The organism is Streptomyces sp. NPDC027189, assembly GCF_055566975.1.
In genome coordinates this window covers 1-23,060 of the sequence record NZ_JBVHRI010000038.1, presented here as the reverse complement: position 1 = coordinate 23,060, position 23,060 = coordinate 1, and the positions used below count along the sequence as shown (strand labels likewise).

At 71.2% G+C, this 23,060-nt stretch carries 21 protein-coding genes; 15 read left to right on the top strand and 6 right to left on the bottom strand.

Annotated elements, in window-relative coordinates; all coding sequences use genetic code 11:
• Positions 1–75: 75 nt before the first annotated feature.
• Complete coding sequence (locus ACZ4RZ_RS45500; protein ID WP_467753451.1) at positions 76–1,569, top strand: amino acid permease; 1,494 nt, start codon at positions 76–78, stop codon at positions 1,567–1,569.
• 10 nt (positions 1,570–1,579) lie between these two features.
• Complete coding sequence (locus ACZ4RZ_RS45495; RefSeq protein ID WP_015661832.1) at positions 1,580–2,032, top strand: Lrp/AsnC family transcriptional regulator; 453 nt, start codon at positions 1,580–1,582, stop codon at positions 2,030–2,032.
• Between the two features lie 108 nt (positions 2,033–2,140).
• Here ACZ4RZ_RS45495 and ACZ4RZ_RS45490 read toward each other — a convergent pair whose 3' ends face one another.
• On the bottom strand, positions 2,141–2,881 hold the full coding sequence (locus tag ACZ4RZ_RS45490; protein WP_467753450.1) for a GntR family transcriptional regulator: 741 nt from the start codon (positions 2,879–2,881) through the stop codon (positions 2,141–2,143).
• 211 nt (positions 2,882–3,092) lie between these two features.
• Here ACZ4RZ_RS45490 and ACZ4RZ_RS45485 point away from each other — a divergent pair, with 211 nt between their 5' ends.
• The 8 genes from ACZ4RZ_RS45485 (at position 3,093) to ACZ4RZ_RS45450 (ending at position 11,962) form a co-directional block, all read left to right on the top strand.
• On the top strand, positions 3,093–4,250 hold the full coding sequence (locus ACZ4RZ_RS45485) for an ABC transporter substrate-binding protein (RefSeq protein ID WP_467753449.1): 1,158 nt from the start codon (positions 3,093–3,095) through the stop codon (positions 4,248–4,250).
• A complete protein-coding gene (locus ACZ4RZ_RS45480; RefSeq protein ID WP_467753448.1) occupies positions 4,247–5,152 on the top strand; it encodes an ABC transporter permease in 906 nt (301 codons plus the stop codon). Before ACZ4RZ_RS45485 ends, ACZ4RZ_RS45480 begins: the two co-directional genes overlap by 4 nt.
• Entirely contained in the window at positions 5,140–5,952 is an 813-nt protein-coding gene (locus ACZ4RZ_RS45475; protein ID WP_467753447.1) for an ABC transporter permease, read from the top strand. Before ACZ4RZ_RS45480 ends, ACZ4RZ_RS45475 begins: the two co-directional genes overlap by 13 nt.
• 3 nt (positions 5,953–5,955) lie before the next feature.
• Entirely contained in the window at positions 5,956–7,032 is a 1,077-nt protein-coding gene (locus ACZ4RZ_RS45470) for an ABC transporter ATP-binding protein (protein ID WP_467753446.1), read from the top strand.
• Between the two features lie 66 nt (positions 7,033–7,098).
• A complete protein-coding gene (locus ACZ4RZ_RS45465; protein ID WP_467753445.1) occupies positions 7,099–8,580 on the top strand; it encodes an HAD-IA family hydrolase in 1,482 nt (493 codons plus the stop codon).
• A gap of 188 nt (positions 8,581–8,768) precedes the next feature.
• Positions 8,769–11,114, top strand: coding sequence for a sensor histidine kinase (locus tag ACZ4RZ_RS45460; RefSeq protein ID WP_467753444.1), 2,346 nt, complete (start codon positions 8,769–8,771; stop codon positions 11,112–11,114).
• Entirely contained in the window at positions 11,104–11,574 is a 471-nt protein-coding gene (locus ACZ4RZ_RS45455) for a roadblock/LC7 domain-containing protein (RefSeq protein WP_467753443.1), read from the top strand. The genes ACZ4RZ_RS45460 and ACZ4RZ_RS45455 overlap by 11 nt, the downstream gene beginning before the upstream one ends.
• A gap of 7 nt (positions 11,575–11,581) precedes the next feature.
• Positions 11,582–11,962 carry a DUF742 domain-containing protein gene (locus tag ACZ4RZ_RS45450; protein ID WP_467753442.1) on the top strand — a complete coding sequence of 127 codons (381 nt, stop codon included), beginning with the start codon at positions 11,582–11,584 and terminating at the stop codon, positions 11,960–11,962.
• Between the two features lie 44 nt (positions 11,963–12,006).
• Here the strand turns inward: ACZ4RZ_RS45450 and ACZ4RZ_RS45445 are convergent, their stop codons facing one another.
• Positions 12,007–12,558: a Repetin gene (locus tag ACZ4RZ_RS45445; RefSeq protein WP_467753441.1), complete on the bottom strand. Its 552-nt coding sequence runs from the start codon at positions 12,556–12,558 to the stop codon at positions 12,007–12,009.
• Between the two features lie 293 nt (positions 12,559–12,851).
• Between ACZ4RZ_RS45445 and ACZ4RZ_RS45440 the strand changes: the two genes are divergently transcribed.
• Both ACZ4RZ_RS45440 and ACZ4RZ_RS45435 read left to right on the top strand, forming a co-directional pair.
• Positions 12,852–13,640 carry a carbon-nitrogen hydrolase family protein gene (locus ACZ4RZ_RS45440; protein WP_467753440.1) on the top strand — a complete coding sequence of 263 codons (789 nt, stop codon included), beginning with the start codon at positions 12,852–12,854 and terminating at the stop codon, positions 13,638–13,640.
• 52 nt (positions 13,641–13,692) lie between these two features.
• Complete coding sequence (locus tag ACZ4RZ_RS45435; protein ID WP_467753439.1) at positions 13,693–15,387, top strand: flavin monoamine oxidase family protein; 1,695 nt, start codon at positions 13,693–13,695, stop codon at positions 15,385–15,387.
• Between the two features lie 27 nt (positions 15,388–15,414).
• Here the strand turns inward: ACZ4RZ_RS45435 and ACZ4RZ_RS45430 are convergent, their stop codons facing one another.
• Positions 15,415–16,344, bottom strand: a complete 930-nt coding sequence (locus ACZ4RZ_RS45430; RefSeq protein ID WP_467753438.1) for an LLM class F420-dependent oxidoreductase — start codon at positions 16,342–16,344, stop codon at positions 15,415–15,417.
• An 88-nt stretch (positions 16,345–16,432) separates the two neighbouring features.
• A complete protein-coding gene (locus tag ACZ4RZ_RS45425) occupies positions 16,433–17,107 on the bottom strand; it encodes a DUF5995 family protein (protein ID WP_467753437.1) in 675 nt (224 codons plus the stop codon).
• 171 nt (positions 17,108–17,278) lie between these two features.
• Here ACZ4RZ_RS45425 and ACZ4RZ_RS45420 point away from each other — a divergent pair, with 171 nt between their 5' ends.
• Complete coding sequence (locus ACZ4RZ_RS45420; protein ID WP_467753484.1) at positions 17,279–18,394, top strand: glycoside hydrolase family 6 protein; 1,116 nt, start codon at positions 17,279–17,281, stop codon at positions 18,392–18,394.
• On the opposite strand, the gene ACZ4RZ_RS45415 is transcribed toward ACZ4RZ_RS45420, so the two are convergent.
• Complete coding sequence (locus ACZ4RZ_RS45415; protein ID WP_467753436.1) at positions 18,376–19,770, bottom strand: uracil-xanthine permease family protein; 1,395 nt, start codon at positions 19,768–19,770, stop codon at positions 18,376–18,378. The two genes, ACZ4RZ_RS45420 and ACZ4RZ_RS45415, sit on opposite strands and share 19 nt — an antisense overlap.
• Positions 19,771–19,891: 121 nt before the next feature.
• Here ACZ4RZ_RS45415 and ACZ4RZ_RS45410 point away from each other — a divergent pair, with 121 nt between their 5' ends.
• Together ACZ4RZ_RS45410 and ACZ4RZ_RS45405 are read left to right on the top strand one after the other, a co-directional pair.
• Positions 19,892–21,157 (top strand): alginate lyase family protein, encoded by a 1,266-nt coding sequence (locus tag ACZ4RZ_RS45410; protein ID WP_467753435.1) that lies wholly within the window; start codon positions 19,892–19,894, stop codon positions 21,155–21,157.
• An 88-nt stretch (positions 21,158–21,245) separates the two neighbouring features.
• On the top strand, positions 21,246–21,707 hold the full coding sequence (locus ACZ4RZ_RS45405) for an acyl-CoA thioesterase (protein WP_467753434.1): 462 nt from the start codon (positions 21,246–21,248) through the stop codon (positions 21,705–21,707).
• Here the strand turns inward: ACZ4RZ_RS45405 and ACZ4RZ_RS45400 are convergent.
• Positions 21,667–22,878 (bottom strand): MFS transporter, encoded by a 1,212-nt coding sequence (locus tag ACZ4RZ_RS45400; RefSeq protein WP_467753433.1) that lies wholly within the window; start codon positions 22,876–22,878, stop codon positions 21,667–21,669. The two genes, ACZ4RZ_RS45405 and ACZ4RZ_RS45400, sit on opposite strands and share 41 nt — an antisense overlap.
• Positions 22,879–23,060 lie beyond the last annotated feature (182 nt).

The following is a 23,060-nucleotide window of genomic DNA, read 5'->3' as shown; positions in this document are numbered from 1 at the left end:
GCTCGGTGGGTTCCTGCTCGCAGGGGTGCCGCCGGTCCCCGCCGTCCCGACCGGCAGCGATGAAGGAGCCAGCGCGTGCTCGACCAAGGCGCACCCCCGCAGTCCCGCACCACATCCGCCCCACCGTCCCCGGGGGTCGGCGCGCGCCTCATGCGCCGCAAGCCTGTGGAACGCCTGGTCGCCGAGGGTGGCCAGGGAGAGGGCGGCACCCTGCGGCGCTCTCTCGGGCTGTGGCAGCTGACCATGATCAGCATCGGTGCCACGCTCGGCACCGGCATCTTCGTCGTCCTCGGCGAGGCCGTCCCCAAGGCCGGGCCCGCGGTCACCCTGTCCTTCGTGATCGCCGGTCTCACGGCGCTCTTCTCCGCCCTCTCGTACGCCGAGCTGGCGGGCACCATCCCGGTCTCGGGGTCCTCTTACTCGTATGCGTACGCAACGATGGGCGAGCTGATCGCCTGGATCTGCGGCTGGTGTCTGGTCCTGGAATACGGCGTGTCGGTGGCCGCGGTCGCGGTCGGCTGGGGCGAGTACCTGAACGAGCTGCTCGACGGCACGATCGGCGTCACCATCCCGGACGCCCTGTCCGCGCCGCCCGGCGACGGCGGCATCTTCAACCTGCCGGCGCTGATCGTGGTGCTGCTCGCCATGGCGTTCCTGCTCGGCGGGGCGAAGGAGTCGGCGCGCGCCAACACGATCATGGTGTGCGTGAAGATCGCCGCGCTGGTGCTCTTCTGCGCGATCGGCATCCAGGGCTTCCGGTCCGGCAACTACGAGCACTTCATGCCGCTCGGCATGGCGGGCGTCAGCGCCGCCGGTGCCACGCTCTTCTTCTCGTACATCGGCTTCGACGCCGCCTCCACGGCCGGTGAGGAGGCGAAGAACGCGCAGCGTGACCTGCCGCGCGCGATCATGCTCTCGCTGGTCATCGTGACGGCCCTGTACGTCCTCGTCGCGGCCGTCGCCGTCGGCGCCAAGCCCTGGCAGCGATTCAACGACTCGGAGGCCGCGCTCGCCCAGATCATGAAGGACGTCACCGGACAGACCTTCTGGGGCACGCTGTTGGCCGCCTGCGCCGTCATCGCCATCGCCAGCGTCGTCCTGACCGTGCTGTACGGCCAGACCCGCATCCTCTTCGCCATGTCCCGTGACGGGCTGGTGCCCAAGGTCTTCGCGCGAGTCAACCCGAAGACGGGTACGCCCCGCGCCAACACCGTGATCGTCTCGCTGTTCTGCGGTGTCCTCGCCGCCGCGATTCCGCTCGGCCAGCTCGCCGACGCCACCAGCATCGGTACGCTCTTCGCCTTCGCGCTGGTCAACATCGCCGTCGTGGTGCTGCGCCGGACACGCCCGGACATGCGGCGCACCTTCCGGGTTCCGCTGTCGCCCGTGCTGCCCGCGATCGGCTTCGCCCTGTGCGTGTGGATGATGGGCAGCCTGTCGACCGTCACCTGGGTGGTCTTCGGGGTCTGGATGGCCGTCGGGCTCGTGTTCTACTTCAGTTACGGCTACCGCCGGTCCCGTATCGCCACCGCGGAAGCCGCAACCGCAGAACCACTCGCAGAAAAGTGAACCACCCGCAGTGCTGAACGATCTCGACGAACGCATCGTGCACGCCCTCGCCGAGGACGCCCGTCGCTCCTATGCCGACATCGGCCAACTGGTCGGTCTGTCCGCGCCTGCCGTAAAGCGGCGCGTGGACCGGCTGCGGGCCACCGGGGCCATCACCGGATTCACCGTGCGGGTGGACCCGGCGGCGCTCGGGTGGGAGACCGAGGGGTTCGTCGAGATCTACTGCCGCCGGAACACCTCGCCGGAGACGATTCAGCGTGGCCTTGAGCGGTATCAGGAGGTGGTGGCCGCCTCCACCGTCACCGGGGAGGCGGACGCGGTCGTGCAGGTCTTCGCCTCCGACATGCGGCACTTCGAGCGGGTCCTTGAGCGGATCGCGGGCGAGCCCTTTGTGGAGCGTACGAAGTCCGTGCTGGTGCTCTCGCCCTTGCTGCGACGGTTTTCTTCCGGGTCGCCTACGTAAGTGCCCCTGAGGGGCCGGTTCGCGGCTGCGGACCGTGTGTGGCTGGTCGCGCCCACGCGGCGGAGCCGCACATGTCACGGCCCCGCGCCCCCATCGGGGCGCAGCTGCTCACTCCGCTGTCTTGCGGGCCAGCGCGTTGTTCCCGATCGAGTTGTGCACGCTGAAGCTCACGGCGTCCGAGCGGTAGCGGTCGTCTGACCACTCCACCGGGCGCCCTTCGCGTGTGGTGGTGACGCGGCGGACGCGCAGCAGCGGGCTGGTGCGGCGGATGCCCAGGAGATCGGCGTCCTGGGCGCCGGCCGCCACCGCGTCGATGACGTGCTCGCCGTAGGCGAAGACCAGCCCGGTGTCCTCGAAGAGCCGCTGGGTGACCGAAGGGCACTCCGGCTCGATGGCCTCGACGGCGGGCGAGATCCAGTCCGCGTACACGGTCCGCTCCAGCAGGACCGGTTCGCCGTCCAGGCCGCGGACGCGCAGGACGTGCAACACAGGTGTCCCCTCGGGGAGTTGGAGACGTACGGCGTCCTCCGCGGTCGCCGGCTGGTATTCCTGGGACACCACATGGCCCGTCGCCTCGCGCCCCATCGCGCGCGCCCACTGGGCAAAGCTGCGCAGTTCGGCGAAGCTCTGGCTGCGGCGGCTGGCCAGGACCACGCGGCGGGCGCCCTGGCGGGAGCCGATGAGCCCCTCGGCGGTCAGGGCCGCCACGGCCTGGCGGACCGTGCCGCGCGAGACGGCGTAGTGGGCCGCGAGGTCCGTCTCCGCAGGCAGCAGACTGCCCACCGTGTACTCCTCGCGGTCGATCGCCCGCCGCAGTTCGTCGGCGATCTCCTCGTGTCGCGCCGCCATGCTTCCCCTCTGATTCGACTGCTGTGCACAGCGTGACCAGCCTAATCGAGATGCGACGGTGATCGACGCGGGCTGGGATTGTGCAGGGAATCGCGGGTCACGGTTTCATCAAAGTTTACGAACAGGACACCATCGCCGGGCCTACTGGGGCCAACTTGTTCAGACAAGTTCTCCGTTCCACCCCACCCTCGTGCGTACTCCTGGAGAGACCGTGACCGTGTTCCTGCCGAGGACCGCCGTCCTCACCGGCGGCCTCGCCGTCGCCGCCGCACTCGCCCTGAGCGCCTGTGGCGCCGCTCCCGACGACAAGGCGACCACCGCCAACGGCAAGAGCGCGGCCACCGCGACCTCGGCCGCGGACTTCGGTGGCCTCGACGCCCTGGTCAAGGCCGCCAAGAAAGAGGGCACGCTGCACGCGATCGCGCTGCCCCGCGACTGGGCCAACTACGGCGCCCTGATCGACGGCTTCAAGAAGAAGTACGGCATCAAGGTCGAGGTCGAGAACCCGGACGGCTCCAGCCAGGACGAGATCAACGCCGTCACGTCGCGCAAGGGCCAGGACCGCGCGCCCGACGTCCTCGACCTCGGCAGCTCCTTCGCTCTGAGCGCCGCCCAGCAGGGGCTGCTCGCGCCCTACGAGGTCGCCTCCTTCGGCGACATCCCCGAGGGCCAGAAGGACCCGAAGGGGCAGTGGTACAACGACTACGGCGGCTACATCTCCATCGGCTGCGACGCCAAGAAGGTCAAGGAGTGCCCGACGACCTTCAAGGACCTGCTGAAGCCGCAGTACAAGGGCCAGGTCGCCCTCAACGGCAACCCGACCAAGTCCGGTTCGGCCTTCGGCGGCGTGTATGCGGCCTCCCTCGCCAACGGCGGCTCCTTCGACGACATCCAGCCCGGCCTGGACTTCTTCGCCAAGCTGAAGAAGAACGGCAACTACACGCCGGTCGAGTCGACGCCGGCCACGGTCGAGAAGGGCGAGACGCCCATCAGCATCGACTGGGACTACCTGAACGCCGGTTACGCCGACGAGTTCAAGTCCAAGGGCGTCGACTGGAAGGTCACCGTCCCGACGGACGGCCAGTTCTCCCAGTACTACTCGCAGGCCATCAACAAGGACGCCCCGCACCCGGCGACTGCCCGCCTGTGGCAGGAGTACCTGTACAGCGCCGAGGGCCAGAACCTCTGGCTCAAGGGCTACGCCCGTCCGGCCCTGATGACCGCGATGGAGAAGGCCGGCACGCTCGACAAGACCGCCGCCGCCAAGCTCCCCCAGGTCTCGGGCACGCCGAGCTTCCCGACCGAGGCCCAGCAGAGCAAGGCCAAGGGCGTTCTCGCCCAGGGCTGGGGCAAGGCCGTCTCCGGATGACCACCGTCCTCACCGAGGCTCCGGCCGACGTGGCGCCCGCCGCTGCTGACCAGCAGCGGCGGCGCCGCGCGCCCGGCTGGCTCGCCGTCGTCCCGCTGCTCGTCGTCGTGGCCGTCGCCTTCGGGATTCCCGCCCTGGCCATGCTGAACGGCGCCTTCACGGTCAAGGACCAGGCCACCGGCGCCACGTCGTACACCACGGTCAATCTGACCGGCTCGCTGAAGGGCGCGTATCTCACCGCGCTGATCGGCAGCGTCAAGCTGTCCGCCGTCTCCGCGGGCATCGCGACCGTCCTCGGACTGCCGCTCGCCCAGGCCGTGGTGACCTCCCGCTTCCGTGCGCTGCGCGAGGCCGTGCTCACCGCGTCCGGCGTCCTCGCCAACTTCGGCGGGGTTCCGCTGGCCTTCGCCTTCGTCGCCACCCTCGGCAACTCCGGTGTGCTGACCCGGCACTTGGGCCTGACCGACAAGGGCTGGAACCTCTACAGCTTCTGGGGTCTGGTCATCGTCTACCTGTACTTCCTGATCCCGCTGATGGTCCTCACCATCACGCCCGCCCTGGAGGGACTGCGCTCCCAGTGGCGCGAGGCCGCGCAGAACAACGGCGCCACCTCCGTCCAGTACTGGCGGCACGTGGCGCTGCCCGTCCTCGCGCCCTCGCTGCTCGGTGGCCTGGTGCTGCTCTTCGGCAGCGCGTTCGCCGCGTACGCCACCGCCGCGGCCATGGTGGGCAGCGCGGTTCCACTGGTCACCCTGCAGATCGCCGACGCCATCTCCGGCAACGTGCTGGTCGGTCAGGAGAACGTGGCGCTCGCTCTCAGCCTCGACATGGTCCTCGTGGCGGGCCTGGTCATGGCCGTGTACCTGCCCCTGCAACGACGGAGTGCGCGATGGCTCGCCTGAACCTGTGGCGCTGGGTCGTTCTCGGCTGCGCCGCGCTGTACTTCCTGGTCCCGCTCGCCGCGTCGGTGATCTTCACGGTCGACGTGCCGGGCCAGGGCGTCACCTTCGACGCTTACAGCCAGATCGTCTCCACCGACGGCTTCGTCTCCAGCCTGCTGCTCTCACTGGAACTGGCCGCCGCCACCATCGCGATGGTGCTGCTCCTGATGGTGCCCGCGATGGTCGCGCTGCGGCTCGGGGCGCCTCGGCTGCGGCCGGTCGTCGAGGTGGTGTGCTCCCTGCCGCTGGTCGTGCCGCCGATCGCGTTCGTCGCCGGTATCGCCACCGTGCTGAAGTGGGGGCCCGAGCACCTCTCGCGCACCCCGCTGTTCCAGACGTTCGTGGCGATCCAGAACCCCGACTTCCCGTTCGTGCTCGTCCTCGCGTACGTCGTGATGGCACTGCCGTTCGTGTACCGGGCCCTGGACGCCGGACTGCGCGCCATCGACGTACGCACCCTCGTCGAGGCCGCCCGCAGCTGCGGCGCGGGCTGGCCGCAGGCGCTGGTCCGGGTCGTGCTGCCCAATCTGCGCGGGGCGCTGCTCAACGCCTCCTTCCTCACGCTGGCGCTGGTCCTCGGCGAGTTCACGGTCGCCCAGCTGCTCGGCTTCCAGCCGTTCGCCGTGTGGATCTACAGCGTCGGCGGCTCGCAGGCCCAGTTGTCCGTCGCCGTCTCCGTGCTCAGCCTGCTCGTCACCTGGGCCCTGCTCCTCTCGCTCGCCGGGCTCGGCGGGCGCTCCCGTACCGCTTCCCGGGGATGAACCATGACCGTCACCACGCTTGAGAAGGCCGCCGACGCCAAGGCCGCCACCGTTGAATTCCGGGGTCTGCGCCGGGAGTTCGGCCCGACCGTCGCCCTCGACGGATTGGACCTCACCGTTCGGCCCGGCGAACTCCTCGCCCTGCTCGGCCCGTCCGGCTGCGGCAAGACCACCGCGCTGCGCATGCTCGCCGGGTTCGAACACCCCGACTCCGGTGAGGTGCTGGTGGACGGCGAGGACGTCACGCGCGTCCCGGCGCACCGCCGTGACGCCGGGATGGTCTTCCAGTCGTACAGCCTCTTCCCGCATCTGAGCGCCCTCGACAACGTGGCCTTCGGACTTCGGATGCGCAAGGTGCGAACGGCCGAACGGCGGTCCCGTGCAGCCGAGTTGCTCGACCTCGTGGGTCTCGCCGACAAGGGCGAGCGGTTTCCGCACCAGCTTTCCGGCGGCCAGCAGCAGCGCATCGCGCTGGCCCGCGCGCTCGCCCTGCGGCCACGCGTGCTGCTGCTCGACGAGCCGCTGTCCGCGCTGGACGCCAAGGTGCGGCTCACGCTCCGCGAGGAGATCCGCCGTCTCCAGCAGGAACTCGGCATCACCACCCTGTTCGTGACGCACGATCAGGAAGAGGCGTTGTCCATGGCGGACCGGGTCGCGGTCATGCGGGCCGGGAAGCTCGAACAGTGCGCGGCGCCCGCCGAGTTGTACGGGCGTCCCGCCACCGCCTTCGTCGCCGAGTTCGTGGGCACGATGAGCCGGATTCCGGGACACCTGGACGGCGAGACGGTCGAGGTGCTCGGTCAGCGGCTGCCGGTGGACGGGGACGCGCCCGCCGTACGGGAGGTGGATGTGCTCGTACGGCCCGAGGCGGTGCGGGTGCGCGCGGACGACGCCGGTGACGCGCGCGTCGTGGCCACCGCCTTCCTCGGGGCGGCCACCCGGGTCACCGTACGGCTCGCGGACGGCACCGAGGTCAAGGCCGACCTGGCCACGCACGAGGCCTCGGCGCTCGGCTCGGGCGCCGCCGTGGCGGTGAGCCTGCCGGAGCGGGCGGTGCTGGTCGCCGAGCGTACGAACTGAAGAAGGGCCGGGTTTCGCCCACCGAAGCCCGGCCACCGAGACCCCCCACCGACGAAAGAGAGCACCGTGACCCACCGCACCCCCCGACTCACCCTCCAGGCCGTCCTGTTCGACATGGACGGCACGCTCGTGGACACCGAGCGGCTGTGGTGGGAGGCGGTGGAGCAGGTGGCCGACGGGCTCGGGCGTCCGCTGACGGGCGCCGACCAGGCCGAGGTACTCGGGCGGCCCGTCGAGTACACCGCGGCCTGGCTGGGCGGGATCACGGACGCCCCTGCCGAGGAGATCGCCGCCGAGCTGCACCGGGAGTTCGCGGACCGCGTCCGCACCGGCATCGTGCCCCGGCCGGGAGCGCTGCGCCTCCTCCAGGAACTGGTGCGCGAGGGCGTCCCCACCGCCCTCGTCACCGCATCACCGCGCGCGGTCGCCGACACCGTGCTCGAAGCCCTGGGCGCCGGACACTTCGCCGTCTCCGTCACCGCCGACGACACCGAGCGCACCAAGCCCGCCCCCGACCCGTACCTCGCGGCCTGCCGCGCCCTGGGGGTCGAGCCCGCCGCGTGCGTCGCCGTCGAGGACACCCAGACGGGCGTCGCCTCCGCCGAGGCGGCGGGCTGCGCCGTGCTCGCGGTGCCCTCCCTGGCGCCGATCGCCCCCGCGGCCGGACGCACCGTCCTCGCCAGCCTGGAGCAGGTGACCCCGGCACGGCTGCGCGCCATGGTGGCGCCCCGCGAGCTGCGGGTGATGAGCTGGAACCTCTGGTACGGCGGCACCAAGGTGGACGACCACCGCGAGAAGCAGCTCAAGGCCATCGCGGAGACGGGCGCGGACGTGGTCGGCCTCCAGGAGACGTACGGGAACTCGGCGGAGGAACTCGCCGAGGCGCTCGGCTGGCACCACCACCGGGCGGGCGAGAACCTCGGCGTGATCAGCCGCTACCCGATCACCGCCCGCCTCGGCGATCCGGACGTCGGTTTCTACGGGGGGACCGGCGTCCGGATCCGGCTGGACGGCGGGCAGGAGGTCGACATCTGGAGCGCCCACCTCGACTACACGCCGTACGGCCCGTACGAGGCCGCCTTCGACCGGCTCCCGGCGCACGAGCTCATCGCCCACGAAGCCGTACGGCTGGAGCAGATGCGGGAGATCCTCCGGCGGATCGCGGAGTCCGCCACCGACGCCGCCCCCGTGGTGCTGGTCGGTGACTTCAACGTGCCCTCGCACCTGGACTGGCCGGACGTCGAGTGGCCGGTGACCAAGGCCGCCGAGGAGGCGGGCCTGCGCGACTCCTACCGCGAGGCCCACCCCGACCCCGTACGGGATCCGGGGCACACCTGGTCGCCGATCCACGTGGAGCACGAGGACGGCAGCGGGCGGCTCGAGCCGCAGGACCGGATCGACTTCGTCCTGCATCGCGGCCTGCGGGTGCGCGACTCACGCACGTTCGTCAGCGGCACTCCGCGACCCTGGCCCGACGTCGCCGGCAACCACTGGCCGTCGGACCACGCCGCGGTCGTCACCACCTTCACCGTGCCCCGGGCCGACTGACCGGGTACGCGCCGCGCATTGAGCGGACCGGGCACTCCCCGCGTATTGAACAGAGAGCCAGTTCAGGAAGCCATTGCGGTCCGGGCGTGCCATCCCGTAGGTTGATCCGCGTCGCTACCGGCGGGTAACACCGATGGGTAACCACACGTCGCCCGGCCACCCGACCGTCCCGCCGTCCTGGGGAGACCATGCGCTGGCCCTTCGGCCGTCCCACCACGGTCCGTACGCGCATCGTGGCGCTCGCGCTCGCTCCGGTGATCGCCCTCATGGCGCTGTGGAGCTTCGCCATGGTGTCCGTCACCGGCGAACTGCGCGCGCTCGTCCGGGTCCAGGGGGTGTACGACGACTTCGGCACACCGGTCGACACGGCGGTCGGCCAGATCCAGATCGAACGGCGGCTCGCGGCCGCGTACCTGGGGGCGAACCACGGGACGGCAGCGGCCCTCGACCTGATGGAGCAACAGCGCCGCACCGATCGCGCCGTGACCGCCCTGCGGGACGCGATCCGGAACGGGGACCGCGGCCGGCTCTCCGACCGGCAGCGACAGGTGCTCGACGCCGTGCTCGACTCCGTCGACGGGCTGGAGGGGCTGCGGGAGCGCGTGCTGTCCCGCGACATCTCCTGGGACCAGGCCGTCAGCGAGTACAGCGCCCTCGTGGAACCGGGCTTCGACGTCCAGTCCGCGCTCACCGCGCTCCAGGCCGGACAGCTCGCGCGCGAGGCCCAAGTCGTCATCGAGCTGGTGCGGGTACGGGAGTTCGTGTCGCGCGAGGACGCGCTCGTCGCCGGGGCGCGGGCCGCCGGATCGCTCACCGACCGCCAGTACGACACGCTGACCGCGACGATCGAGGACCGCCGGGTCTTCGAGCGGACGTATGTGCCCGACCTGCCCGCCGACTCGCGCGCCCTCTTCGAGGAGTTCCAGCGTGGGGACCTCCACCGGCAGTTGACCCGGGGCGAGGACGCCCTGCTGCGTGCGGGCGCGCAGCGTGCGGGCGAGTCCGTGGCGGCCGGCTCCTGGCGCACCACCACCGACCGGGCCGTCAAGCGCTACATGCAGCTGTGCACCCGGTCGGCCGTCAACTCCGCCGAGCGCGGGCGGGAGTTCGCCTACCGGGAGCTGGCCAAGGCCGCGATCGTCGGCGTACTCGGACTCGCCGCCGTGGCACTGTCCCTGTGGTTCGCCGTGCGCGGCGCCCGTCGTATCTCGCGCCGTCTGGAGACGCTGCGGGACGCTGCCGACGTTCTGAGCTCCCGCCAACTGCCGGACGTGATGCGGCGGTTGAGTGCGGGCGAGGACGTGGACGCCGTCGCCGAGGCACCGCCCCTGGCCGACGGGGAGGCGGGTGCCGACGAGATCGGACAGGTCGGCCGGTCCTTCAACACCGCCCGCCTCGCGGCCGTCGAAGCCGCCGTCAAGCAGGCCACCCTGCGCCGCGGGCTGTTCGCCGTGCTCCTCAACATCGCCCGCCGCAATCAGGCGCTCGTGCACCGCCAGCTCAAACTCGTCGACACGCTGGAGCGGCGCACCAACGACCCGGACGTCCTGGAGGATCTGTTCCGGATCGACCACCTCACCACTCGCATGCGGCGGCACGCGGAGAGCCTGATCATCCTGTCCGGCGCGGCGCCCGGCCGCAGATGGCGGCGGCCCGTGCCCATCGCCCACGTGGTGTCCTCCGCGGTGAGCGAGATCGAGGAGTACGCGCGCGTTGTGATCCCGCCGATGCCGGAAGTGGGTGTCGCGGCGGACGCCGTCGCCGACGTCGTCCATCTGATCGCCGAACTCGTCGAGAACGCCACCGTGTTCTCGCCGCCCCACACCCAGGTCACCCTGCGCACCGGACGGGCCGGGGGCGGTTTCGTCCTGGAGATCGACGACCGGGGCCTCGGCCTCGAGCCCGAGCAGATCGAGGAAGCCCACCGCACCCTCACCACGCCGGACGACTTCGACCCGACTCGCCACGACCGGCTCGGGCTGTACGTGGTGGGGCGGCTCGCCGCGCGGCACGGTATCGAGGTCACGCTGTGCCGGTCGCCGTACGGCGGTACGACGGCGGTGGTGCTGCTGCCGGAGGCGGTCCTCGCGCCGGTCGAACCCGAGCGGCCGGAGGCGGTGGCGGACACGGAACTGCGGGCGCTGCCCTCCCGGAGGGGGACCGCGGTCCTCCAAGAACGGCGCGCGGTGCAGCACGAGCGGGAGCAGGGCCAGGAGCGGGAGCAGGAACGAGAGCGGGAGCGGGAGCAGGTCCTGGACCTGAGCCCGCGCCGTATGCCGGAGAGCGGTCCGGCGTCGGAGTCGCCCGCCCTGCCCACCCGCGTCCGCCAGATCTCCCTCGCCCCCGAGCTGCGCACCGAGGTTCCGGCGACCGACGGGACGCCGGAGCGCGAAGTCACGCCCGAGGAGATCCGCGCGGTCTTCGGCGCCTTCCAGCGCGGCCTCGACCGCGGCCGCAAGGGCCTGCCCACGGAACCCGGCCCCGCGCAGCGAACCGACACCGAGGAAGGAACGGACGCCGACGATGCGCCCTGACCAGACCCACGAGCACGCCGCCGACCTCTCCGAGCCCCCGGGCATCACCCCCGAACCGCCCGGCACGGACCTCGGCTGGCTGCTCGACGACCTCGTGGCCCGAACCGACCACGTCCGCCAGGCCGTGCTCCTCACCGCCGACGGCCTCCCGCTGAGCTGCTCGGACGGCATGCACAGAGAGGACATCGAGCACCTCGCCGCGGTCTGCTCCGGCTTCCACAGCCTCGCCCGGTCGGCCGGCGAGCGCTTCGCCGCGGGGGAGGTGCGCCAGACCATGGTGATGCTCGACGACGCCTACCTCTTCATCACCCCCGCGGGCGACGGCAGTCGGCTGGCCGTCCTGAGCGACGTGCAGACGGACGTCGGACAGCTCGCCCACGAGATGGCGCTGCTCGTCCGCCGCGTCGGCCGCCACATGGCCGCCGCCGTACGGTCGGCCGCCGACCCCGCGGGCCCCTGATCCGGCCGTGACCGACGACCACTGGTACGAGGACGAGACCGGCTCGATGGTGCGGCCCTACACCGTGACACGGGGCCGGACCCGGCCCTCGGACCGGCACACGATCGATCTGATGTCGCAGGTCACGGCCGTGGAGACGGACGAGGGGAGGCCGGGCGTCGATCACGCCCCCGCCGCCCTGCTCGACCTGGTGCGCCGCGGACCCCGACCGGTCGTCGAGCTGGCCGCGGACGCCGACCTGCCCCTGACCGTCGTACGCGTGCTGCTCGGCGACCTGGCCGAGGCCGGTCTGGTGCGCGTCGACGCACCGCGGCGGACGGCGCCGGGCGGGCCGGCGGCCGACCCGGAGCTGCTGCGCGAGATCGTGGAGCGGCTGCGCGAGCTGTGAGAACCGGGCCCGAGCCGTGAGAACCGGGCCCAAACAGGGGGGAACTAGAACGCGGGCCGCCAGGGCACGACCGCGTAGTCGCCCGTGCCCTGCTTCACCTTCTCGAAGGGCGCGGAGCCCACGCACTTCGGCAGGTCCTTGGTCTCGACCGGATCGCCGACCGACGCCCAGCTGTAGCCCAGCCGGTCGTGGTGGCCGAGGTCATGGACCGTGATGCCGACCCGCCTGCCCTTCGCGCCTGGCAGGTCGGAGTCGGTGATCACTCCGGAGACGACGGCCACCTTGCCCCCGGTGAGCAGGCAGTCCACCTCGGCCTTCGCCCAGGCCCCGTTGCCGTCGATGTAATGGCTCCACGCGAAGGTGCCGGTGGCCTTCAGAGGGTTGTCGTTGTCCTTGGCCGCGAGGTGCGCGTCGAAGGAGAAGGTGATGTCGTCGCCCGCAGACCGGTACAGCTTGGCGGTTCCGGTGAGCGCGGCGGCCTCCCGCTTCCCCGGATGCCCGGTGCCGGACGCGGCGGCGGATCCGGCCGCCCCGGCGGAGAGGAGCACGGCGGCGCCGAGCGCGATGAGCTCCGTACGACGGTCGAGGCGGCTCATGACGGTCCTTTCTGCAGGTGAAACGGACAGCCACCACTGTTCCGCCGACGCCCGGCGGGCACATCGTGCCGTGGACGCCATCGCCCTCCGCCGCCCGGTGGGGGCCACGTCTGTGACCTGCGCCTCAAGGTGGATCCGGGCTACGTCCGAGGGTGCGCAATGAATCGCCGCGGGACCCCCGGGGCACGCAACGATTCGTTCAGTGGCGCGCAACGGGTCCTTCTTGTCCGGCCGAGCCCGCCGCCCGTACCGTCTATCTGGCCCCCAAACCTCCGTACCGCTGAGGAACACGCATGCGTACAGCCCTGCTCCAGAGCTCCGGCCGCCCCGGCTCGGTCGTCGAGAACCTCAAGGTGCTCGACGAGGCCGCGGGCCGCGCCGCCGGTGCCGGCGCCGGGCTGCTCGTGGTGCCGGAGATGTTCCTGACCGGGTACGCGATCGGCGACGACATCGCCCGCCTCGCCGAGCCCGCCGACGGCGACTCGGCGGACGCGATCGCCGAGATCGCCACCCGGCACGGCGTGGCCGTCGCCTACGGCTACCCCGAGCGCTCCGACGTTCAGGTCTTCAACTCCGCGCAGCTGATCTCCGCCGACGGCACCCGTCTCGCGAACTACCGCAAGACCCACCTCTTCGGATGCTTCGAGCGCGACCACTTCACCCCCGGCGAGCAGCCGGTCGTGCAGGCCGAGCTCGGCGGCCTGCGGGTCGGCCTCATGATCTGTTACGACGTCGAGTTCCCGGAGAACGTCCGCGCGCACGCCCTCGCCGGCACCGACCTCCTGCTCGTGCCGACTGCGCAGATGCACCCGTTCCAGTTCGTCGCCGAGTCCGTCGTCCCGGTGCGCGCCTTCGAGAACCAGATGTACGTCGCGTACGTCAACCGCACCGGCCCGGAGGGGGAGTTCGAGTTCGTCGGGCTCTCCACGCTGGCCGGGCCCGACGGGGTCGCCCGCGCCCGGGCCGGCCGCGGTGAGGAACTGGTCTTCGCCGACGCCGACCCCGGATTCCTCGCGGCCTCGCGCGAGGCGAACCCGTATCTGAAGGACCGCCGCCCCGGCCTCTACGGGTCGCTGATCTGAGTCCGGCCGCCCTCTCCCCTCACACAGCTTTCGCGCAAGGAGTCCGTACCCCATGACGTCCACGGTGCCCAACGCCGTCCAGCACGCCGATGTGCAGCAGCCGCCGATCACCATGTTCGGCCCGGACTTCCCCTACGCGTACGACGACTTCCTCGCGCACCCCGCGGGCCTCGGCCAGATACCCGCGACCGAGCACGGCACCGAGGTCGCGGTCGTCGGCGGCGGCCTGTCCGGCATCGTGGCCGCGTACGAGCTGATGAAGATGGGCCTCAAGCCCGTCGTGTACGAGGCCGACGAGATCGGCGGCCGGCTGCGCACGGTCGGCTTCGACGGCTGTGACCCCTCGCTCACGGCCGAGATGGGCGCCATGCGCTTCCCGCCGTCCTCCACCGCCCTCCAGCACTACATCGACCTGGTGGGCCTGGAGACCCGGCCGTTCCCCAACCCGCTGGCCGAGTCGACGCCCTCGACGGTCGTCGACCTCAAGGGCGAGTCCCACTACGCGACCACCGTCGACGACCTGCCGCAGGTCTACCGCGACGTGATGAACGCCTGGAACGCCTGCCTCGAAGAGGGCGCCGACTTCTCCGACATGAACCAGGCCATGCGGGAGCGCGACGTGCCGCGCATCCGCGAGATCTGGGCGAAGCTCGTCGAGAAGCTCGACAACCAGACCTTCTACGGCTTCCTCTGCGAGTCGGAGTCCTTCAAGTCCTTCCGCCACCGCGAGATCTTCGGCCAGGTCGGCTTCGGCACGGGCGGCTGGGACACCGACTTCCCGAACTCCATCCTGGAGATCCTGCGCGTCGTCTACACCGAGGCCGACGACCACCACCGCGGCATCGTCGGCGGCTCCCAGCAGCTGCCGCTGCGGCTGTGGGAACGCGAGCCCGAGAAGATCGTCCACTGGGCGCACGGGACGTCGCTGGCCACGCTGCACGACGGCACCCCGCGCCCGGCCGTGACCCGGCTGCACCGCACCGCGGGCAACCAGATCACGGTCACGGACGCGAACGGTGACATCCGTACGTTCAAGGCGGCCATCTTCACCGCCCAGTCCTGGATGCTGCTGTCGAAGATCGCCTGCGACGACTCGCTCTTCCCGATCGACCACTGGACGGCGATCGAGCGGACCCACTACATGGAGTCCAGCAAGCTCTTCGTGCCTGTCGACCGGCCGTTCTGGCTCGACAAGGACGAGGAGACCGGGCGTGACGTGATGTCGATGACGCTCACCGACCGGATGACCCGCGGCACCTACCTCCTGGACGACGGTCCGGACAAGCCCGCCGTCATCTGCCTCTCGTACACGTGGTGCGACGACAGCCTGAAGTGGCTGCCGCTGTCCGCGAACGAGCGGATGGAGGTCATGCTGAAGTCGCTCGGCGAGATCTACCCGAAGGTCGACATCAGGAAGCACATCATCGGCAACCCGGTGACCGTGTCCTGGGAGAACGAGCCCTACTTCATGGGCGCGTTCAAGGCCAACCTGCCCGGCCACTACCGCTACCAGCGGCGCCTGTTCACCCACTTCATGCAGGACGCGCTGCCCGAGAACAAGCGGGGCATCTTCCTCGCGGGCGACGACATCTCGTGGACGGCCGGCTGGGCCGAGGGCGCCGTGCAGACCGCGCTGAACGCGGTCTGGGGCGTCATGCACCAGCTGGGCGGGACGACCGACCCGACCAACCCCGGGCCTGGCGACGTCTACGACGAGATCGCTCCGGTGGAGCTGCCTGAGGACTGAGGCCGGATCGGGTTCCGCGGGCGGTCGTCAGATTCCGGCGGCCCGCGCCGCCGTGTACACCTCGGCGGCCAGGTCCTTGAGCTCCTGGGCGTCCCGCGGGGTGTCGCCGAAGTCGAGGAAGAACTCGTCGAGGCCCACCTCGGCGTGGGCCGCGAGGTCGGTCACGATCTGGTCGATGTCGCCCTGGAAGGGGGCGCGGTCAGAGCCGTCGTACGCCTTGGCCGTGTACTGGAGGTTCACCCGCGCCACCGACTCGATCGGCTCCGTCCGTCCCCGCTCGGCCGCGAAGTTCCGCACCCCCTGCCACTGCGTGGCGAGCTGCTCGGCCCCCATGGCCACCGGCATCCAGCCGTTGCCGCGCTCGACCAGCCGGGACAGCGACTTCTTGGTGAACGCGGGCAGCAGGACAGGGATCGGCCGGGCCGGCTTGGGGGCGACCACGGCCGACGCGATCTTCGTCAGGCGGCCCTCGTAGTGCACCGGGTCGGGACCCCACACCGCGCGGCAGACGTCGAGGACCTCGTCCAGGACCTGGCCGCGCTCCTCGAACGGGGCCACGCCCGCGGCCGCGTACTCGTCGAGCGACCAGCCCGTGCCCAAGCCCGCCACGACCCGGCCACCGCTCGCCGCGTCCAGCGTGGCGAGGGTCCTGGCCAGCTGGAACGGGCCGTGCAGCGGGGCGACCAGGACACTCGTGCCGATCCGGGCCCGCCGCGTGGCCGGCACGGCCAGGGTCAGCGTCACCAGCGGTTCGGCAAGGCCGCGGTACGCCGCGGGCCAGGGCACCCCCGGCATGCCGTACAGCCCCTGAGTGGCGGGCTCCGGGAACAGGGCGCGCTCGAACACCCACAGGCTCTCGTAGCCGATCTCCTCGGCCGCGCGGGCCACGTCCGGCACATCGCGTCCGATGTCGTACTGGTGCGTCTGCGGAAGACTCAGGCCGAGCCGAGTGGCCATGCTGGTGCTCCTTTGCGTCAGGCATATCGATCAGCAACGTATCGCTTACTACGTCATGTTCCGCGCCGTGCGCGTTGATATGGCCGGATCAGTCCGGCAGCGGGGTGAGCAGCATCCGGCCGGCGAAGCCCACCGCCGCGTCGAGGCGATCGCCGAACTCCTCGGCCAGGTCGGGCAGGCCGCGCAGCGCCCACAGGGCCCGCGCCGCCGACCAGGTGGCGTCGCGCGCCCGCTCCAGGCTCCACGAGCCGAGCAGATGGGTGAGCGGATCGGCGATCTGGAGCAGGTCGGGGCCCGGCATCAGATCTTCGCGGATGCGTTCCTCCATCGAGACGAGGAGATCGCCCACGCGGTCGAACTCGTCCTCCAGATCGACCGGTTCGCAGCCGAGCGTACGACAGGTGTCCACGACGGCCAGCGCGAGATCGTGCCCGATGTGCGCGTTGATGCCTGCCAGCGCGAACTGCAGTGGACGTACACCGGGATGGCGCCTGAACTGCAGCAGCGGTCGCCAGCAGGCGGGCGGGCGCCCCTCCTCGGCCACCTTCAGGTAGCGCTCCGCGAACCGCACGTCCAGCGTGATCGCGGCCTCGGGGTCGGGGAACGCCCCGGCGTCCAGGCACCGGTCGACCTCCTCGGTCACGGCGAGGTAGACACGGTTGAAGACCGCGACCCCGTCCCGCTCGGGCAGGGTCGCGTCCAGGATGCGCATACGGGAGACGACCGCGTCCACGGGAGTAATCGACTGTGCCAACTGCGCCATGGGGGCAGCGTCCCAGTCCTAGGCTGGCCGCAGTGCCGCCGGGCCGGACGCGTCCCCAGAACGGGGGAACGCGTCCGTGGCGGGAGGGGGGAGCACTACGTGTCAGGCTTACGTGCCCAGCGCCTGGCCGCGCGCAGGGACGAGCGCAGGCGGGCCGCCCGGCGCGGTGCCATGGTCGCGGCGGCCTCGGTCGTGGTCGCGGTCGGTACGGTGACCGGGATGGTGTCCGCGCTCGACCACGGGCGCCCTTCCGACGACGCCAAACCGCTGGTGACCCGCTCGCCCAGCCTCCGTCCGCTGCCCGCCGTACCGACGGCGTCGCGCACGTCGGCCTCGCCGTCCCCGGCCCCGTCCACATCCCCGCCCCCAAGGCCCGGCCCGAAGCCCTCCGCGAGCAAGAAGAAGCAGGAGACCGTGGCCGCTCCCGCCCTGCTCTACCGCCACCCCGACTCCCAGGTCCTCGACTGGGTCAAGGCCCATCCCGGCGACGCCCGGCGCGACGTGATCGAGTCCCGGATAGCCGGCCGCCCGGCCGCGGTCTGGTTCGCGGACTTCACGCCGTCCACCATCACCACGCGGGTCAGGGCGGTGACGTCGGCCGCCGCCGCGCAGGGCCGGGTCCCGGTCGTCGTGCCGTACGCCATCCCGCAGCGCGACTGCGGCGGCGCCTCGGACGGCGGGGCGCCCGACCTCGCCGCGTACGACGGCTGGATCGACAACTTCGCGGCGGGGCTGGGCTCCGGCGAGGTCATCGTCGTCCTGGAGCCCGACTCGATCGCCCAGTCCGACTGCCTCACCGAGGGCGAACAGGCCGACCGCTTCGCCTCGTTGGCCCGCGCGGGCCGCGTCCTCAAGGCCGCGAACCCGAAGGCCCGGGTCTATTACGACGCCGGCCACTCCGACTGGAACCCCGCCGCCAAACAGGCCTCGCTGCTCGACCAGGCGGGTGCTGCATCACCCGCCTCCTCCGACGGCGTCTTCACCAACGTGTCCAATTTCCACCGCACGAGCGACGAGATCGCGTACGCCCGACAGGTGCTGTCCGCTCTCGGCGGCCCGGCGAGCCTGGGCGCCGTCATCGACACCAGCCGCAACGGCAACGGCGCCCCGGCCGACGGCGAGTGGTGCGATCCGGCGGGCCGCAAGATCGGACAGGCGCCGACCCTGAACACCGGGGAGGCCAGGATCGACGCCTATCTGTGGGTGAAGCTGCCGGGCGAGTCGGACGGCTGCATGGGGACGCCGGGGACCTTCTCGGCGGAGTACGCCTATGAGCTGGCGCGCTGATCCGCGAACTCGTCGTACGAGGAGGTGCCCTCGTCCAGCAGCGGCTCCTGCGTCTTGAGGTGGGCCGGAGCCATCGCCCGCAGCGCGTGGTAGCCGGTGATCACGACGAGGGTGCCCAGCGCGATGCCGCTGAGCTGGAAGTTGTCGGAAAACTTCATGGTGACGTTGCCGATGCCGATGATGATGCCCGCGGCGGCCGGCACCAGGTTCAGCGGGTTGCGCAGGTCGACCCCGGCGTTGAGCCAGATCTGGGCGCCGAGCAGGCCGATCATGCCGTACAGGATGACGGTGATGCCGCCGAGGACGCCGCCCGGGATCGCCGCCACCACCGCGCCGAACTTCGGGCAGAGGCCGAAGAGGAGGGCGAAGCCTGCGGCGGCCCAGTAGGCGGCCGTGGAGTAGACGCGGGTCGCGGCCATCACGCCGATGTTCTCGGAGTAGGTGGTGTTGGGCGGGCCGCCAACCGCCGTGGAGAGCATCGAGGCGACGCCGTCCGCGGAGATCGCGGTGCCCAGCTTGTCGTCCAGCCGGTCGCCGGTCATCTCACCGACGGCCTTCACATGGCCCGCGTTCTCGGCGACCAGCGCGATCACGACGGGCAGCGCGACGAGGATCGCCGACCACTGGAAGGACGGCCCGTGGAAGCTGGGCAGCCCGATCCAGTCCGCCTTGCTCACGCCCGACAGGTCGAGCCGCCAGTGGTCGGTGAGCTTGCCGCTCGCGTCGACCGCGTGGATCTTGCCGAAGATCAGGTCGAAGGCCCAGGAGATCCCGTAACCGAAGACCAGACCCAGGAAGATCGCGATCCGTGACCAGAAACCGCGCAGGCACACCACGGCCAGACCGGTGAAGAACATCACCAGCAGCGCCGTCCACTGGTCCTGCGGCCAGTACGTGGACGCGGTCACCGGTGCCAGGTTGAAGCCGATCAGCATGACGACCGCGCCGGTGACGATCGGCGGCATGGTGGCATGGATGATCCGCGCCCCGAAGCGCCGCACAGCGAGTCCCACCAGGAACAGGGCGATGCCGACCACGAACACCGCGCCGGTCACCGTCGCGCCGGTGCCGCCCTGCGCCCGGATCACGGCCGCGACGCCCACGAAGGAGAGCGAGCAGCCCAGGTAGCTGGGCACACGGCCGCGTGTCGCGAGCAGGAAGATGACCGTCGCGACGCCGGACATCATGATCGCGAGGTTCGGGTCGAGACCCATGAGGACGGGTGCGACGAAGGACGCCCCGAACATGGCGACCACGTGCTGGGCGCCGAGCCCGACCGTGCGGGGCCAGGAGAGGCGTTCATCGGGGCGGACGACCGCTCCGGGAGCGGGCGTGCGCCCGTCGCCGTGCAGTTTCCAGCGCACGCCGAGGTCCATGGTGTGGCTTCGCTTTCTCTGTACGTGAATCTGTCCGGACCATTGTCAGGGGTAACCAGCCGCCCTACGCTCGCACGGTCCTACTCATGAACTGCGTTCATATTTCTGATCGGAGTGCTCGATGAGTGCACGACCCCGACTGGGTGTGGTCCTGGCGGCCGTGGTCGCCCTCACGGCCGCCGTCGTCCCCTCCGCCGCCGCACATGCCGCGCCGAAGGCCCCGCGGACGGCGGTGCTCGACGGCGCGCGCCTGCAGCAGACGAGGGCCCGTCTGGATCACGGAGATCCCCAACTCAAGCGCACGTTGAAGGACTTGACGGCCCGCGCCGACAACTGGCTGGACCAGGGCCCCTGGACGGTCGTCGACAAGCCGAAACCCGCACCCGGCGGCGACGTCCACGACTACCTCAGCCAGGCCCCCTACTGGTGGCCCTCGCAGCCCAGGACCGACGCCAACCCCTGGGGTTGCCCCTACGTCCAGCGTGACGGCCAGCGCAATCCCGAGGTCGACACCGGCACCGACCGCCAGGACGTCGAGAAGGTCTTCGACTCGGCCTATGACCTCTCGCTGGCCTGGTATTACACGGGCAGGAAGCAGTACGCCGAGAAGGCCGCGACCGTTCTGCGGACCTGGTTCCTCGCCCCGGACACCCGGATGAACCCGAACCTGAACCACGGTCAGTTCATCCCCTGCAAGTACGACGGCCGGGCCATCGGCATCATCGACTTCTCGCAGTCCTACACGAGCGTCCTGGACGCCATCGCGATCCTGGAGACGGGCGCCCCGGGCTGGTCCAAGAGTGACCGCACCGCGATGCGCGCCTGGAACACCGACTTCCGCGACTGGCTGGCGAACAGCGCCTTCGGCAAGGAGGAGGGCGCCGCCAAGAACAACCACGGCACCTTCTACGACATGCAGCTCGCCGCCCTGGCGTACGCGACCGGCGACAACGACCTCGCCCGGCGGACCGTCCTCGACGCGCGCGCCCTGCGCATCGATCCGCAGATCGCCGCCGACGGCAGTCAGCCCCAGGAGCTGGCCCGCACCCGCAGTTGGCACTACTCGACCTTCGACCTGGTCGCCTACACCCGCCTCGCCGCCATCGGCCGGCACGTGGGCGTGAACCTCTGGTCGTACCAAGGGCCGGACGGCCAGAGCCTGTTCAAGGCGGTCGACTATCTGCTGCCCGCCGCGACGGGCGCCGAGCCATGGGCCCACCCGGAGCTGGAGTTCCACCGGTTCGCGGCGAGCGACGTCGTGCACGCGGCCGCCGACGCGGGGGACAGGGCCGCGAAGGCCGCCGTGCCGAAGCTCGAAACGCCGCCCGGCGGTGACCTGTGGGCGCTGCGACCGGCGGCGGAGCAGCTGGACTCCATAGCGGGCTGACCGGCCCCGCACCGACAGGGGCTCCTGAGCGGCTGCTTAGGATGGGATGACCCCACCGTCCCGTCCGGCACCCTCAGGAGCCCCGCCCGTGACCGCCGAAGCACCACCCGCCGCCCCCGTCCTTGCCTATGGGCGGCTGATACCCGTCACCGTCCACTTCGACGACCTGGACGCGCTCGGGCTGCTGCACAACGCCCGCTACCCCGTGATGGTCGAGCGTGCCTGGACGGCGCTGTGGTACGAGCGCGGCTTCGGCTTCGAGGGCGACTGGGAGGCGGCGGGCGACTTCTGCAACGCAGTCAAGGAGCTCCGAATCAGTTACGAGGCCCCGGTCAGCCGGCCGGGCGCGTACGCCGTCCACCTCTGGCTGGAGCGGCTCGGCAACACCGGACTGACGTACGGCTTCCGCTTCTGCTCGGCCGACGGCTCGGTGACGTACGCGCACGGCACCAGGGTGTTGGTCCGGCTCGACGCGGGGACGCTGCGTCCGACGCCGTGGAGCGACCGGTTCAGGGCCTTGGGTCGGGAACTGCTGCGCTCGCAGGGCTGACCTTCGGCCGGTTGCGGTCCCCCGCGCGCAGTACGCCCGCGAACGCGACGAGCCCGCACGCCAGCACCGTCACCAGCCCGAACGACACCACCAGGCTCGTCGCCTGCGCCAGTGTGCCGATCGCGCCCGGCGCGACCAGGCCCGAGGTGTACGTGATGGTGGCGACGCCCGCGATGGCCTGGCTGGGGTTGGGGCCGCTGCGCCCGGCCGCGGCGAAGCAGAGGGGGACGACGACGGCGATGCCGAGGCCCAGCAGGGCGAACCCGCCCATGGCCACGGCCGGGCTTGCGGCCATCACGACGAGCAGTCCGCCGAGCGCCGCGCACAGGCCGCCGACGCGTACGGTGCGTACGGCGCCGAAGCGGTCCACGATCCGGTCGCCCGCGATCCGCGCGAGGGCCATGGTGAGCGTGAAGCCCGTGGTGCACGCCGCCGCGAGACCCGCCGAGGTGGCCAGCTGGTCGCGCAGATAGACCGCGGACCAGTCCAGGCTCGCGCCCTCCGCGAACACCGCGCAGAACCCGACCGCACCGATGAGCAGCGCCGACCTGGGCGGCAGGGTGAAGCGCGGCGGGGGCTCCTCGTCCTCGGTCGGCTTGATATCCAGCACCCACTGGCAGGCGACCAGGCCGAGGACGGTCAGCACCGCCGCCGCCAGCGCGTGGTGCAGGCGTGCGTCCGAGCCCAGATGCGCGGCGAGGGTGCCGGCTGCCGAGCCGATCAGGGCGCCCGCGCTCCACATGCCGTGCAGCCCGGACATGATCGACTTGTCGAGGCGGTTCTCGACCTCCACGCCCAGGGCGTTCATCGCGACGTCCGCCATGCCCGCCGTGGCGCCGTAGGCGAAGAGCGCCAGGCACAGCGTGTACAGGTTCGGTGCGAGCGACGGCAGGATCAGGGCCAGCGTCCACAGCGAGATCAGGCCGCGCAGCGCCGTGCGGGCACCGAAGGTGTGGCTGATCCGGCCCGCGAGCGGCATCGCGACGGACGCGCCGATCGCCGGGAACGCGAGCGCGATGCCGAGCTGGCCCGCGCCCACCGAGGCGTGGTCCTGGATCCAGGGCACGCGGGTCGCGAACGAGCCCGTCACCGCGCCGTGCACCGCGAACACTGCGGCCACGGCGTAGCGTGCCCGCTTCAACGCGCGCATGTCGTAGACCACTTCACCCATGGTGCCGCTGCCCCTCCCGGACGTCCTCCCCGTGCTGCCGTCGTAAACTATCAGGAACCCTGCCTGATAAATAGCGGAATTAGAGCCGGGGGGGTGCCTCTATGTCTTTCGTCAAGCGAGGCGTGGGGTTCTGGGTTCGTAGAAGGTGCCGTCGCGGAGCATCGCGAACAGCACGCTGATGC

What these genes read in the sequence shown, in the direction of transcription:
- ACZ4RZ_RS45490 (WP_467753450.1), bottom strand. Translation starts at nt 2,881, where the DNA reads ATGGCGGCGCGACACGAGGAGATCGCCGACGAACTGCGGCGGGCGATC.
- ACZ4RZ_RS45480 (WP_467753448.1), top strand. Translation starts at nt 4,247, where the DNA reads ATGACCACCGTCCTCACCGAGGCTCCGGCCGACGTGGCGCCCGCCGCT.
- ACZ4RZ_RS45475 (WP_467753447.1), top strand. Translation starts at nt 5,140, where the DNA reads ATGGCTCGCCTGAACCTGTGGCGCTGGGTCGTTCTCGGCTGCGCCGCG.
- ACZ4RZ_RS45470 (WP_467753446.1), top strand. Translation starts at nt 5,956, where the DNA reads ATGACCGTCACCACGCTTGAGAAGGCCGCCGACGCCAAGGCCGCCACC.
- ACZ4RZ_RS45460 (WP_467753444.1), top strand. Translation starts at nt 8,769, where the DNA reads ATGCGCTGGCCCTTCGGCCGTCCCACCACGGTCCGTACGCGCATCGTG.
- ACZ4RZ_RS45455 (WP_467753443.1), top strand. Translation starts at nt 11,104, where the DNA reads ATGCGCCCTGACCAGACCCACGAGCACGCCGCCGACCTCTCCGAGCCC.
- ACZ4RZ_RS45445 (WP_467753441.1), bottom strand. Translation starts at nt 12,558, where the DNA reads ATGAGCCGCCTCGACCGTCGTACGGAGCTCATCGCGCTCGGCGCCGCC.
- ACZ4RZ_RS45440 (WP_467753440.1), top strand. Translation starts at nt 12,852, where the DNA reads ATGCGTACAGCCCTGCTCCAGAGCTCCGGCCGCCCCGGCTCGGTCGTC.
- ACZ4RZ_RS45435 (WP_467753439.1), top strand. Translation starts at nt 13,693, where the DNA reads ATGACGTCCACGGTGCCCAACGCCGTCCAGCACGCCGATGTGCAGCAG.
- ACZ4RZ_RS45430 (WP_467753438.1), bottom strand. Translation starts at nt 16,344, where the DNA reads ATGGCCACTCGGCTCGGCCTGAGTCTTCCGCAGACGCACCAGTACGAC.
- ACZ4RZ_RS45425 (WP_467753437.1), bottom strand. Translation starts at nt 17,107, where the DNA reads ATGGCGCAGTTGGCACAGTCGATTACTCCCGTGGACGCGGTCGTCTCC.
- ACZ4RZ_RS45420 (WP_467753484.1), top strand. Translation starts at nt 17,279, where the DNA reads ATGGTCGCGGCGGCCTCGGTCGTGGTCGCGGTCGGTACGGTGACCGGG.
- ACZ4RZ_RS45415 (WP_467753436.1), bottom strand. Translation starts at nt 19,770, where the DNA reads ATGGACCTCGGCGTGCGCTGGAAACTGCACGGCGACGGGCGCACGCCC.
- ACZ4RZ_RS45410 (WP_467753435.1), top strand. Translation starts at nt 19,892, where the DNA reads ATGAGTGCACGACCCCGACTGGGTGTGGTCCTGGCGGCCGTGGTCGCC.
- ACZ4RZ_RS45400 (WP_467753433.1), bottom strand. Translation starts at nt 22,878, where the DNA reads ATGGGTGAAGTGGTCTACGACATGCGCGCGTTGAAGCGGGCACGCTAC.